The sequence below is a fragment of the Bacillus sp. Marseille-P3661 genome (assembly GCF_900240995.1).
Classification (GTDB): Bacteria; Bacillota; Bacilli; order Bacillales; family Bacillaceae_J; genus OESV01.
In genome coordinates this window covers 723,441-736,593 of sequence record NZ_LT965954.1, presented here as the reverse complement: position 1 = coordinate 736,593, position 13,153 = coordinate 723,441, and the positions used below count along the sequence as shown (strand labels likewise).

At 35.5% G+C, this 13,153-nt stretch carries 11 protein-coding genes; 6 read left to right on the top strand and 5 right to left on the bottom strand.

Going from position 1 to position 13,153, the window contains the following annotated elements; genetic code table 11:
- Nucleotides 1–39: 39 nt before the first annotated feature.
- The 3 genes from C1724_RS14695 to C1724_RS14685 are packed head-to-tail and all read left to right on the top strand — an operon-like array spanning nucleotide 40 to nucleotide 3,183.
- Nucleotides 40–1,725, top strand: a complete 1,686-nt coding sequence (locus C1724_RS14695; RefSeq protein WP_102347478.1) for a DUF6044 family protein — start codon at nucleotides 40–42, stop codon at nucleotides 1,723–1,725.
- A 21-nt stretch (nucleotides 1,726–1,746) separates the two neighbouring features.
- Nucleotides 1,747–2,778, top strand: a complete 1,032-nt coding sequence (locus tag C1724_RS14690) for a glycosyltransferase family 2 protein (RefSeq protein ID WP_102347477.1) — start codon at nucleotides 1,747–1,749, stop codon at nucleotides 2,776–2,778.
- Nucleotides 2,779–3,183 carry a GtrA family protein gene (locus C1724_RS14685; RefSeq protein WP_258000407.1) on the top strand — a complete coding sequence of 135 codons (405 nt, stop codon included), beginning with the start codon at nucleotides 2,779–2,781 and terminating at the stop codon, nucleotides 3,181–3,183.
- Nucleotides 3,184–3,907: 724 nt separating this feature from the next.
- On the opposite strand, the gene C1724_RS14680 is transcribed toward C1724_RS14685, so the two are convergent.
- The 5 genes from C1724_RS14680 to C1724_RS14660 all read right to left on the bottom strand — a co-directional run bounded on the left by C1724_RS14680 (nucleotide 3,908) and on the right by C1724_RS14660 (nucleotide 10,112).
- Nucleotides 3,908–5,143 carry a TolB family protein gene (locus C1724_RS14680; protein ID WP_102347476.1) on the bottom strand — a complete coding sequence of 412 codons (1,236 nt, stop codon included), beginning with the start codon at nucleotides 5,141–5,143 and terminating at the stop codon, nucleotides 3,908–3,910.
- 116 nt (nucleotides 5,144–5,259) lie between these two features.
- Nucleotides 5,260–6,303, bottom strand: coding sequence for a YheC/YheD family endospore coat-associated protein (locus tag C1724_RS14675; RefSeq protein ID WP_180994282.1), 1,044 nt, complete (start codon nucleotides 6,301–6,303; stop codon nucleotides 5,260–5,262).
- Nucleotides 6,293–7,657: a YheC/YheD family endospore coat-associated protein gene (locus C1724_RS14670; protein WP_102347474.1), complete on the bottom strand. Its 1,365-nt coding sequence runs from the start codon at nucleotides 7,655–7,657 to the stop codon at nucleotides 6,293–6,295. The genes C1724_RS14675 and C1724_RS14670 overlap by 11 nt, the downstream gene beginning before the upstream one ends.
- On the bottom strand, nucleotides 7,644–8,729 hold the full coding sequence (locus C1724_RS14665) for a YheC/YheD family endospore coat-associated protein (protein WP_102347473.1): 1,086 nt from the start codon (nucleotides 8,727–8,729) through the stop codon (nucleotides 7,644–7,646). Before C1724_RS14665 ends, C1724_RS14670 begins: the two co-directional genes overlap by 14 nt.
- A gap of 12 nt (nucleotides 8,730–8,741) precedes the next feature.
- Nucleotides 8,742–10,112, bottom strand: coding sequence for a YheC/YheD family endospore coat-associated protein (locus tag C1724_RS14660; RefSeq protein ID WP_102347472.1), 1,371 nt, complete (start codon nucleotides 10,110–10,112; stop codon nucleotides 8,742–8,744).
- Between the two features lie 112 nt (nucleotides 10,113–10,224).
- Between C1724_RS14660 and C1724_RS14655 the strand changes: the two genes are divergently transcribed.
- The 3 genes from C1724_RS14655 (at nucleotide 10,225) to C1724_RS14645 (ending at nucleotide 12,997) form a co-directional block, all read left to right on the top strand.
- The gene (locus C1724_RS14655) at nucleotides 10,225–11,361 is read left to right on the top strand and encodes a DUF445 domain-containing protein (RefSeq protein WP_102347471.1); all 1,137 of its coding nucleotides are present in this window, start codon (nucleotides 10,225–10,227) and stop codon (nucleotides 11,359–11,361) included.
- Nucleotides 11,362–11,460: 99 nt separating this feature from the next.
- Complete coding sequence (locus C1724_RS14650; protein ID WP_102347470.1) at nucleotides 11,461–11,820, top strand: YlbF family regulator; 360 nt, start codon at nucleotides 11,461–11,463, stop codon at nucleotides 11,818–11,820.
- Between the two features lie 316 nt (nucleotides 11,821–12,136).
- A complete protein-coding gene (locus tag C1724_RS14645) occupies nucleotides 12,137–12,997 on the top strand; it encodes a Cof-type HAD-IIB family hydrolase (RefSeq protein WP_102347469.1) in 861 nt (286 codons plus the stop codon).
- The last annotated feature ends 156 nt before the right edge of the window (nucleotides 12,998–13,153 follow it).

Below are 13,153 nucleotides of genomic sequence, written 5' to 3'. Positions count from 1 at the left end.
TTATCGCAGCTTAATATCTTTCAATAAAGGGTGTGTTTGATGAGTATTTCCTTATTAAAAAAGCGGGAAAACATTTATCTACTTTTTTCATTTATTATTATTGGTATTTTTGTTTCACCGTTGTTTATCTTAGGTGAAAATGCACATATTCGTGTTCATGATAATTTAGATTCAAATATTGCATGGTACAAAGTATTAGCTAATAGTGGGGAGCTATTTGGCTCGTTGAATTCAACTATTACACAAGTAATAAATGGATTACCTAGGAATGCATATGGCCCTGAACTAAGCGGTATTGTAATGCTTCATGCACTACTTCCGTCTATGACTGCTTATGCAATCAGCCAAACAATTACGAGAATACTCGCTTTTATCGGTATGTATCTATTATTAAAAGCACATTTCATAAAGGGTGAAGATGCAAGTGTGATCCGAATAGGTGTGGCATTATTATTTGCGTTAACACCTTTTTGGCCGTCTGGGATGTTAAGTACGTTGGGCCACCCTTTGGCTTTATGGGCTTTTTTGAACATTAGAGCTAGACAACATACGTGGAGGGAATGGCTTACTCTCGGTTTGTTGCCACTTTATTCGAGCATAGTGTTAGGTTTCTTTTTCTTTTTAGTTGGAATAGGGCTTTTATGGCTCCGGGATGTAATAATAAAAAAAGATTGGAATGGGGTGTTTCTAGGTAGTCTTATATTCATGGCTATTATGTTTCTAGTTGTTGATTACCGTCTTGTTTTTTCATTTCTAATACCACATGAGGCTACACACAGAAGTGAATTTATTTCCTCAAGACATGACTTTTGGCATTCAATTCGATTGTCTTTAAAAAATTTTGCTGTTGGACACACACATGTAATGACTCTCCATACAGCAGTAATACTGCCAACTTGGTTTTTAGCTTTAATCCTTATGTTTTATTTTAAAAAAATAAAGCATGAGAAGATGTTTGTATTTTTAATGATTCTTAACTATGGATTATCACTTTGGTACGCTTTTTGGTTTAACACGGCTTGGATTCCATTAAAAGAACGAATTGATTTATTGAATACCTTTAACTTTGCAAGATTTCATTTTTTAAGACCGTTAGTAATTTATCTCAGCTTTGCTATCGCATGTTATTTTGTTTGGAGATTGGGAAAGAAGTGGCGAATTATTGTTTATGCAGCATTGCTATTACAGCTTTTCGTTCTTATCCCATATAACGAAGAAATAAGATATAGAAGTGTTAATGCACCATCGTTTAAAGAGTTTTACGCGGTAGATCAATTTGAGAATATAGAAGAGTTTATCGGGAAACCACAAGAGTCCTATCGTGTAGCTAGTATAGGACTTCATCCTGCAATAGCTCAATACAATGGCTTTTATACATTGGATACATATAACAATTTTTATCCAATTACATATAAATACAAATTCAGGGAAATTATAGAAAATGAATTAGCTAAAAACAAAAAACTAAAACGCTATTATGATGAGTGGGGCAGTCGCTGCTACATATTTGTTGATGAGTTGGGTAAAAAATATGATTTTAGAAAAAACTCAAAAAAACAAATAAATAATCTTGAATTAAACACTGCAGCTTTTAAGGAAATGGGAGGCCGGTATATTTTTGCAGCGGTTCCAATCTTAAATGCCAATGAAAATGATTTGGAGTTGTTAAAGGTTTTTGAAGATGATATTTCAGCTTGGAAGGTGTACCTGTACCGAGCAATTTGAGAACAAAGGATTTGATGAAATATGGAACATCCGGTATTAACAATTGTAGTCCCTTGTTACAATGAGGAGGAAATTTTTCCAGACTCTGTTGAGAAATTAACAATTGTCCTAAAAGAATTAATAAATGAGGAATTAATTTCACCTAAAAGTAAATTATTATTTGTGGACGATGGTAGTCGTGATCGAACATGGACGCTGATTGCTAAAGAAACGATTCATAATACATATGTTGGTGGTCTTAAGCTTGCACGTAATGTCGGGCACCAGAAAGCACTATTGGCTGGTTTAGAAAGAGCTAACCAACATTCAGACTGTGTCATCTCTATTGATGCAGATTTGCAAGATGATATTTCGGTTATTCGAGAGTTTATCACAAAGTTTCTAGATGGCTATGATATTGTCTACGGTGTCAGAAAAGGAAGGAAAACAGATACACTGTTTAAGAGAACGACAGCTATAGGCTTTTATCGGGTTATGAACAAAATTGGCATTCAATTAATCCCTAATCACGCAGATTTTCGCCTAATGAGTAAGCGTGCAATAGACGAGTTGTCAAAATATAACGAGGCAAATGTATTTCTGCGAGGAATGATTCCTTTAATCGGGTTTCGGACGATTAATGTTTATTATGATCGTAAGGAACGTTTGGCTGGTGAGTCTAAGTATCCGTTAAAAAAGATGTTGTCTTTTGCTTTTGATGGACTAACATCTTTTAGTACTGTACCAATACGTTATATTACGATCATTGGGTTTATGCTGTTCTTATTTAGTGGTATCGCAGGAATGTATGCCATGATTCAAAAGTTCACAGGGAACACAAATTCAGGGTGGACTTCCTTAATTATATCTATTTGGTTCCTAGGTGGTCTGCAATTGATGGGACTAGGATTAATTGGTGAATATATTGGTAAAATTTTTATCGAGGTGAAAAGAAGACCTAAATATGCTGTGGATATTGATTTGTTTTCTGATCCGTTTGAGCATCTTCAGAATTCGAGATCAGCGGATATATTAGCAAGTGATCATAGACTTTTTAAGCGGGTTCAGGAATAGATGAATATCGATCGTACATTTATAAGGTTTTTGTTAGTAGGGCTAGTAAATACAGCGATCGGGTTGTCAGTTATGTACATCCTCCTCCATTTTGTTGGGATTTCATATTGGCTAGCAACACTAACAGGAAACTCAATCGGTGCATGCACTAGTTTTGCTTTAAACCGATCCTTTACTTTTCGAAGCGATAGCATCGTATCAAAAAGTTTCCCTCGATTTGTGATTGTTGTAACCATATGTTATTTCATTTCTTATAGTTTCGGATTACATTTAGTAACATTGGTTATGGAGCACATTCATGCTTTCCCAACCATTCTAATTGAAGATTCAGCGATCTTAGTTGGTACATGCTGTTATACAATGTTAAATTACTTTGGGCAAAAACAGTTTGTTTTCTCTAGGTGAAATTTAAATTTAGGGTGCTTATTCGGGAATGTGGAGAGCATCTGTAAGTGCAAATAATGCAAGAAAAAACTCGATAGCATTGTCTAATCGTGCTTGTTAACCTGAAAAAGAATGGGTGGCGGTAACGAATAGGGTCTAAACGTGCCCCAAAATGGGAAAAAATCGGTGTAGCGGTAACGAATAGGGTCTAAACGTGCCCCAAAATGGGAAAAAATCGGTGTAGCGGTAACGAATAGGAGGTAAACGTGCCCCAAAATGGGGGGGGAATCGTAGTAGCGGTAACGAAAAGGGTCTAAACGTGCCCTCCAATGGGAAAAAATCGGTGCAGCGGTAACGAAAAGGCCCTAAACGTGCCCTCCAATGGAAAAAAATCGGTGTAGCGGTAACGAAAAGGGTCTAAACGTGCCCTCCAATGGGAAAAAATCGGTGCAGCGGTAACGAAAAGGCCCTAAACGTGCCCTCCAATGGGAAAAAATCGGTGTAGCGGTAACGAAAAGGGTCTAAACGTGCCCTCCAATGGGAAAAAATCGGTGCAGCGGTAACGAAAAGGGTCTAAACGTGCCCAGAGATGCAGATAAATCAGTGCAGCGGTAACGAAAAGGTCCTAAACGTGCCTCAAAACCCAAAACTCAGTATCTGTACCTAAATTCATCAGAATTAATCAATAATTTAAAGGCGCACTAACTTAAACAAGAATGACCAAGCCCGAACAAAATAATCTTCATTACTCATAAAACACAATAGTTTCTACATTTTTAATCCATGCTTCGGCGTCGCTACCATCAGTGTTTGCCTTCCAAAGAGTTCTGTCTGAATCTATTATCGAGGACCCTCTAAGCCAAACAAGCTTATTGATTGACTTAACATACTGCGGATGATAGTCTCCATAACCATCAGCTGGATTAGTTAGTCTGACTTGCTTGTTGTCATCAATATTTACAGAGAAAAGAGATGGTATAGGGTGATCTTTAAAGTCGTTAGACCATTCTCTTTCTTCGAGCCTTGAAGTCACAATAGATTTATCGTTAATCCAATCAAAATCTAGATCGGCAAAATTGGGTGGTGTCAGTGATCCAGATACGGGCATTTCCCGAACCTTCAAATCTTTATTTTTAAATCCAAATACAATTCGTCCCCCGCCAGCTATAAATGCGAGTGTATCAGCTGACGGGGCCCACTTTGGCTCCCCGACTTCGAACACTATTTCATCAAGAACTTCAAAATGTTTCCCATCACTCGATATAAGGCAAAGCATGTTACTATCCATTGACCAAGAGGCAGTTGGGGAAACAATAAATGAAATCCACTTATTGCTAGGTGAGAATTTTAGGTCGTTGACATATACAGAAATTATTTTGTTATTATCAATCCCAATTTCACGCGGTAAAGTGAAAAACGGTTCAACCCCGCCAAATAAAACAACATCATTATAGTTTTCATTTACCTTTTTCTTAAATAACATCGCACTAGTCCAACCATCTGGACGAAGGACCCCAGCAGATGACAGTAAAAAGCCGCTGCCGTCGGGTAACCACGTATAACTATCGACTCCTGTTGCAATATTATAAAACTGTTTAAAATCTGAAATGTTTAAAATTCCTTTTGCATTAAAAGCAACTATATTTTTGTTTGGAGCCCATGTTGGAGAATATCCATCATAAAATAGCTGCTTCTTCTCTCCTGAATCAATATTATATGCCCACACCTCAACTTGCTGTTGGCTATCCTCAAATTGAGATGGTGCCATATTCTGATATAGCAGCCATTTTCCATTCGGCGACCATTTCGGTTTACTATAAATATTGCCTGAATTAGTAATTTGTTTTTCCTCATTATTAATTAAAGTCCACAGGTCTCCATCTCTAATATATGCAGCCTTTAAAGTTTGTACATTTGCGGCAAGCGTAGTCACAGGGGAAAATATCACTAATGCTAAAACCAAACAAAATAATCTCTGCATGGATGTACCTCCTCGAATAATAACTCTTATGTCTAATATCTTTCTAATTTGTAAGGATATGTATTAAAAAAAAGCCAACGCAAATGCAGATGCATTTTGCAGTGGCCTTTAATGGATTATGATTCTAAAAAAATTTGCACAAGATTTTTCAAACCGTTATTATAAATTTCTGATTCATCAAACGTCATGGGTTTAGCGTTAACTTCAAAAATATAAAAATTGTTATCGCTAGATTTTCCAATGTCCATTGAAAACTCTCTAACATTGCCAAAGACCTGTTCTAATTGTTCGCCTGATAAAGCCATTAGGCTAGTTAAACTAATTTTATCAGCACTTGTTGCAACGTCATCAAAATTTAATACATTTCCACCTTTTAGTACATGGGTTGTAATACCACCAGTCTTACTTTGTCTAATTCCAACCCCTGATAGGATCCAACGTTTGTTTACCTTATGAGCCCAGAGCCTAAAGTCAAATGATCTCTCATTAACTTTCATTAAAGGTATCTGCTCCTGAATGATATATCCATTCTCATGAATGCGCTCTGAAATATACTCTTTCCAAAGTAGTTCAACTGTTTTAAAGTGTTTGTTTACTTGGTGGTCTTTTAAAAAAATTCCATTTCGATTTTGTGATAGCACAAAAATGCCATTACCCCTACTTCCATCATTAGGCTTAATATAAACCGATTTATAGTGTTGTAGAAATTGTTCTAATTGTGTTTCAGTAAAAAGAATTTCCGTATACGGTAGATGAGGAATAAGTTGGTGATCTTTGGCCAGAGCTGTATAGATATCCCATTTTGTGAAAAAACTAGGATTGAATAGTTTAATAGAATTTTTTTGACACCAATGCACCAAATTATGAAAGCTTTCAGTTTTTTCGAGGTTTCGATAGGGCAGTCGATTATAAATAATGGTAGGTAAGGGTGGATGAACTATTTTCATCCACCCTTGTTTTTCTTGACTATAGAAGAAAGCATATTTAATTCGATTATCTACTATCGATTCGGGAGTAATTATAATTGCAAGACCACCTTCATGAGCAAGCAATGTTGCTATCCGTCTGAACAATTTGAAATTACCTGAAATAGGAGAATACTTTCCAGTAGTTGTTAAAATCCCAATAATAGGTTTGGGGATCTTATTATTAATTTTCATTAAAAAGCACTCCAGGCTCATAGATAGCCTTTTTGGTTAAAAAGACGGCAAAAGAGATTGGTAAACTTCTAGAAAGCTGTTCATATTCCCTTAGTTTCGGGTTTTTAAAAATAGACCGTCCTGGTTTTGAATTTGCTTCAAACAGCCAAATATCATTATTTTTATCAATCCCAATATCGAATCCAATTTCACCAATGGTACCATTCATTTGTTGTTCAAGTACACTGCTCATGGAAAGGACGCAGTTTTCTAACTGCTTAAGGATGTCAACGGGCAATGAAACAATCTTAGAAATCTCATCGATAGTTTTTACTATCCCGCCGCTTTTTAAGTGGGTTGTAACGCTGCCAGTCCCAGCAATTTTAGCAGCTATGGCACTCATTTTCCACTTGCCTTCATCATCCTTATTTGTATGAATACGGAAATCAATCGGTTTTCCGTCGCAACGTATTAATTGAACTCCTTGTTGAGCAAGATAATTTTCAAGGCGGTCCACCCTAAAAAGGTGATGGTATAAGCTTTCTATTGTATTATATTTCCGCAGATGATTTTTTTCATCGGTTCTAAACCTACAATAATACCCGTCATCTGAATCTTTTGAACGAATGATCTGATAAATTCCTAGTCCCAAACTACCGTTAATCGGTTTAATATAAATGCTTGGATATTTATTTAAAAGTTCTTTTAAATCGTTAAGCGAAGGATGTGCAACTGTTTCCGGCAAAAATTCTTTAACATCATTGGCACTAAATAACTGATGTATTTCCCACTTATTAAAGAAACCGGGATTAAACCAAGGAATTAAATAATCAGTTTGTAGCCGCTTTTTAATATCTTGTAAGATTACATGATTTTCAGTCTTTCGATTTGGTAACCGGTCATACACTACATTAGGAAAAGGAACCTCTATTTGCTGCCAGCCTTGATTGGTATGAAAATAGCCGTTAATTTTTCCATCTTCCCAGTTAATATGATTCGCGCCAAAAACAAATGTATAAGCGCCTACCTTTTTTTCAGCAGCAAGGATTTTTGCGAAAAATAACGATCTGTCCCCAATAGGCCTTAATAGTGAACCTGTAAAGCCAGCAGTAAAAATACCTACTAGCGGTCCGATATGAAGGGTATCTTCATTTGGAATGACATGAACCTTGCTCCTATAGGGGATTTTTAGTGAATTCCAAATGTCATGTGAGATGGATATGGTACTTAGCTTTTTAGATACTTTGATTTTGCAACTACAAATTTCGGTACCAAACGAAATATTATTGAAAACCCTCGAACTTGAAAATAATGGTTCGGGTAAATAAATGGTTTCTTCGACATCAAAGATTTCCTGTAGATCATATAATTCCATCAGAAGCACTCCTTTGCAGTACTAGATTTTTACAATAAAGTAGCGGTGCCTCATATAAGTGGTTTTCGACGGAGGGGTTGGATTGAAGGATCGTCTTATATCCAGGTTTAGAGTTCGCGTCTAGTACCCATACTGTTCCGTCTGTTGCAACCCCTATATCAATTCCAATTTCAAATAATGGACCAAACTTTTTTTCAAGACTAGCAGGTAAACTTGTTATAATCGTCCTTAATTCATCTTCAATTAATACTCGCTGATGGGGTTCTATCTGTTTAATCCAGTCTTTGTAGGAACAAATAGAACCTCCGCCATGTAGGTTGGAAATAATACTACCAGGTCCACCTTTTCGAATGCCACGTCCGATTTCAGCCCATTGATTGTTAGGTTTTTTCTGTACTAAAACACGGATATCAAAGGCATGACCATCAGAATCTTGTAAAGCTAAAAACGGTTGCATTAGGTAGGAGTGAGATGAAATCAATTTTTTAAGCCATTGATATAAAGGTGCTTTGTTGGCGAAGACTTTGTTTACATTTTTATTATTCTGTTGAGAATGTAACTCGATCGATTCATTTAAATGAGTTAACGCTATAATGCCTTTACCTTGTGAGCCATTTTCAGGTTTAAGAAGAGCTTTTTTATGTTTCTTTAAGTAGTGGAAAATGTCATCAACACTGTTTACTTTTCTTGTCTTAGGAATGTAATAGGTTAATAGTGGGTCTGAAGATAGTACTTCATATATGCTCCATTTGTTAGGTAAACCATGGCCAATAAATGTAAGGTCGGGTCGATTTTTTAACCAATTGATGATAGGGTAATACTTTTTTTGCTGTTCTTTTGTTGGATAAAAGCAGCGGTCATATAAGCATTGAGGAATTGGATAAATAGCTTTTTCCCAACTGCCTGTCTTTGAGTTGAATTTTTCGCCATGAACTTGTTCTGTCTTTGGATTGATGTGTTCAGGTGAAAAGCGAAACACGTTCATAGAATGTTTCGCCGCTTTTCTGGCAAGTTCAGTAAAATATAAATGCTCAACTTTTGTATTTAATGTTAATAATCCAAATGATATCATTGTGGTACCTCCTTATAGTTGCCAGTTGGCAAGATGTGAACAATACTCTATAATAGCTTTCGCCGATGGTCTAATTTTAGGGGAGAATCCACTTGGGTCTTGGTTTTTAGAAGGCTTTGTATTAACCTCAATGATCCAAGGTTTACCCTTATGGTCAATAGCTAGATCAATCCCTAATTCACCATAGATACCATCCGATAATTGGTGGATGGAGGTAGCTGTTTCAGTGGCGATTTCAAACAAAAGTCGTTTAATTTGATTTAACGTAGTTCCTTCAAAGTGATTTTGTAGTACTGTATTGATTTTAAGTAATTCGCCACCTCTTGCTAAATTTGATACAAATTCAGCTTGAGAAGAAACTCGCGCTATTGCAGAGGTTACACTCCAGTTATTATCCGGTTGTCGATGACAAAGTAAGCGGAAATCAAGCGGGCGATCCTGATACGTAAGCAATTGCAATCCTTGTTGAACGATATATCGTTGTTTTTGTAATCTTGGTCTAATGGCTTCATAAAGTGATATGATAGAAGGGTACTGTTTTTCGATTTCGCCTGAAAAGGTTGTATAGTCCAGACTATAGTTATCGTTGTCATTTCGTATTTTAAAAATATTTTTACCTTGACTACCATGTACTGGCTTTAAAAATAAAGTGGAATGTGTAAACAGCATTTCTTCTAGTGAAAAACGCCCATTTAACAATCTTGTGTCAGGTAAATAAGGTGTAAGTTGTTCTTGTCTAGATAGAAACTCGTAAACCTCCCATTTATTTAAAAAGCGTTCATTGAAATAGGGTATATTGTGTTGTGAGAGTGTTTTAAAAAAGTTCTTTGTTTTATCCGCTCGTTCTTTTATTCTAGAATGGATGCGATTGTGAACAACGCTAGGTGTAGGCAGGGACGAGTGAACCCAACTAGAGCTACCGGAATCAAAGTAATATCCTGTTACATAATGATTATGATAATTTATATAATTAAACACATATAAATATATATAGTTTTGATACGAGTAATGCTGTAATTCTTCAATAAAAGAGTGAATAGAGCCAAAATGCTCCTTATAAATTTGGTCTGTCACAATACCGATAAATGGTCCTAACTCCCACGCATTATCATTTTTTTCAATTGATAATTGTAGTTTCGTAGACATTACAGGGAGGTAAAAGCTCTCAAATACGTTCTTTGAACAATATAATATTAAATCGGTTTCTGACGTAGTATCGGCTATTGAACAAATTAAATGATTCTTGCCACATTGAAGTGTTACCTTTTGGCCTATCCTTACACCAGTTTGCTTCATCAGTTCAGAACTAATTATAATAAGAGGTGTATTTTTATTTTTGTTTTCTTCAATTGGATAAATATTAATTTTAAATATTTTTTTCATTTAGAACCCTCACAATGGACACCTGCTACAAATCTAGGCATTTGCTGATATCGTATAATATGAGCTTTGATTGTCGGATGTGAGGAATTAGCGTAGGAAGGTTGATAAATGGATGGAAGTTTTTAGTATGATTTTATTTATGATGATCATAGGTGCAGGAATTGGCGGCTTTACGAATCACTTAGCGATTAAAATGTTATTTAGACCGCATAAGCCAATTTACTTTGCTGGCAAAAGATTGCCATTTACTCCTGGGTTGATACCTAAACGTCGTGAAGAGCTAGCAGTTCAAATGGGACGAATGGTAGTCGAGCATTTATTAACGGCAGAAGGAATAAAGAGTAAATTTAAAGACCCGGTATTTACGAAAGAGATGGTAGCATGGGTTCAAGGTGAAGTTATTCGGCTGATGGATAATGATAAAACGATCGCGCAGTGGGGCGAACAGTTTGGCATCACAGACTTAGATGTGAAAACAAGGGATAAATTGCATGCTATTATTAAGGATAAATATGAACAATTAATTGGACAAGCACGCCAAAAAACACTAAGAGAAACTTTTCCGCAAGCTTGGTTAGTGAAAATTGATGATAAAATTCCTGAATTTGCTGATTACATATTAGAAAAGGGAATAGCTTACTTCGAGAGTGACGAAGGTAGAAAAAGATTAGTTAAAATGATAGATGATTTCATCCGAAATTTGGGATCGCTTGGGAATATGGTGAAAATGTTTTTAAGTAATGATTCCATTGCAAACTCTGTTCAACCTGAATTGGTGAGATTTCTTAGTCATGGTGGCACACATCAAATGCTTACGCAACTGATAAATAAAGAGTGGGATAAGGTAAAGGATTGGAAAGTTGAAGATATTGAAGAAAAGTTCGGCCGGGATTCATTAGTAACCTTTTTGCAGGAACAAATTACAAACCAAATTCCATACAAAAAATGGCTGCAATCTTCACTTGGCGATTTAACTGCTACATATAAACAACAAATACTAAATGACTGGGTTCCTAAGTTAGTTGAAGTTATTGGGGATTTCATCGCAAATCGTATTGATGAAATGATGAAAAAATTACATTTAGCCGAAATCGTTCAAAAACAAGTTGAAGGATTTTCTGTTTCCCGTCTAGAAGATATGGTACTTATGATTTCAAAAAGGGAATTCAAAATGATTACTTATCTTGGTGCTTTACTAGGAGGATTAATCGGAATTGTTCAAGGATTACTCATATTCTTTGTTCAATAGCACTATATTTGATATGATGTACCGGAGTCTTCTCAATAGTTAGTTAATGTTGATGGAGTCTAAATTACAAATTTGAATTAATAATACGGAGGGTTCTTAATGGCAAATATTTACGATGTGGCATATAACTTAGAACAGGCTTTAAAAGAAAGTGAAGATTTTAAGCAATTAAAAAGTCTATATGATCAAATTAATAGTGACGCATCATCAAAACGTTTATTTGACAGTTTTAGGGATACGCAACTACAACTTCAACAAAAACAAATGATGGGTCAAGAAATTACAGAGGAAGAAGTTCAAAAAGCACAACAACAATTTAATTTAATTCAGCAGCATGATACCATTTCTAAATTAATGGAAGTTGAACAACGCATGTCAGTAATAATAAACGACATCAATAAAATCATTATGAAACCACTTGAAGAGCTATATGGTGTACCCGAAGACCCACAGCAATAGTTGTCATTAAAACAGTATTTTTTAAAATGCTGTTTTTTTTATGGCTTAGGAATTTATAAAATGGCAAATGATGTGAATATCTTAGCAACAGTAGTGTATTCTAGCTTCAGAGCCCAGCCTCTCGGGGCTAAGCAGGGCGCTTGCTCCTTATGTTCTACTCTAGGAAGGAAATAATAATTTGTTACCTAGGTCAAAAGTAGAGATTTTATGGTGATTTGTTGTAACCTACATGCCGAATTAGGTTCTAAGCTAATCCCTTTTTTCATAGTTTATCTTAAGAAGTGGATTAGTTAAACAAGCGGCAAGGGGGAGCAACATGATGTATAAATTATTAGCCATCAATATTGATGGAACTTTGCTAAAATCAAATGGAAAGCTTACAAAAGAAACGAAGCAAGCCATACAATATGTACAAGAAAAGGATGTATATGTAACGTTGGTAACAGGACGTAACTTTATGTCCGCAAATAAAGTTGCTAAGGCTTTAAAATTAGATAGTTATATCATTAGCCACAGTGGTGCGTTTATTGCTAAGGACCTTGAAGAACCATTATATGAGAAACGGATATCTGAAGAATGTACATTTAATATTGTCCAAGTACTTGAAACATTTAAATGTTCTATTCGTCTTTTACACGAACGCTATTCACTAGGGAATCGTGTGAAACAAAAAGGAAATTTAATGACAAAGGCTATATTAGGTTCGAATGATCCATTATTTTATCCGATCCAGTTTGTTGATAATTTAAGTGACCAACTTGTTGATTTTCCGATGTCTGCACCTAAAATTGAAGTATATTTTTCAGATGAGGAAGAACTTAAAGAGGTTAAAGAATTAATTATAAAGTCATTTCCTGAAGTAAATGTGATTGTTAGTGGGGAGTTAATGTTGGATATTATGCCTGCTAATGTTTCAAAAGAACAAGGCTTAAGACAATTAGGTCAGCATCTAGGAATTCCGATGTCTGAAACAGTTGTAATTGCTGATTCGATAAATGATATCCCGATGCTAGAAAAAGCAGGGCTTGGGGTTGCTATGTGGAATTCGCCTTTTGCGGTGAAAAAGGCTGCAGATTGGGTTACACGTTCTAATAATCAAAATGGGGTTTCTTATATGGTTAAGGAACATTTCCGAAAACAGCAAAGAGTTACTTTTTTACGAGAAATAAATAAATAATGATGTGATTAAATAGCCTATTTATAAAAGTCACAAATTTAAAAGACCAAATCTTTGATTTGGTCTTTTCGTATGTGCGATGTATTCGGAAATTCTTATTTAAAATAAGTGCAATTCGCAAACAATAACGAACGATTATATTCATTTGACCAACTT

Coding starts and splice junctions, on each gene's coding strand:
- C1724_RS14695 (WP_102347478.1), top strand. CDS start 40: ATGAGTATTTCCTTATTAAAAAAGCGGGAAAACATTTATCTACTTTTT.
- C1724_RS14690 (WP_102347477.1), top strand. CDS start 1,747: ATGGAACATCCGGTATTAACAATTGTAGTCCCTTGTTACAATGAGGAG.
- C1724_RS14685 (WP_258000407.1), top strand. CDS start 2,779: ATGAATATCGATCGTACATTTATAAGGTTTTTGTTAGTAGGGCTAGTA.
- C1724_RS14680 (WP_102347476.1), bottom strand. CDS start 5,143: ATGCAGAGATTATTTTGTTTGGTTTTAGCATTAGTGATATTTTCCCCT.
- C1724_RS14675 (WP_180994282.1), bottom strand. CDS start 6,303: ATGAAAATTAATAATAAGATCCCCAAACCTATTATTGGGATTTTAACA.
- C1724_RS14670 (WP_102347474.1), bottom strand. CDS start 7,657: ATGGAATTATATGATCTACAGGAAATCTTTGATGTCGAAGAAACCATT.
- C1724_RS14665 (WP_102347473.1), bottom strand. CDS start 8,729: ATGATATCATTTGGATTATTAACATTAAATACAAAAGTTGAGCATTTA.
- C1724_RS14660 (WP_102347472.1), bottom strand. CDS start 10,112: ATGAAAAAAATATTTAAAATTAATATTTATCCAATTGAAGAAAACAAA.
- C1724_RS14655 (WP_102347471.1), top strand. CDS start 10,225: ATGGAAGTTTTTAGTATGATTTTATTTATGATGATCATAGGTGCAGGA.
- C1724_RS14650 (WP_102347470.1), top strand. CDS start 11,461: ATGGCAAATATTTACGATGTGGCATATAACTTAGAACAGGCTTTAAAA.
- C1724_RS14645 (WP_102347469.1), top strand. CDS start 12,137: ATGATGTATAAATTATTAGCCATCAATATTGATGGAACTTTGCTAAAA.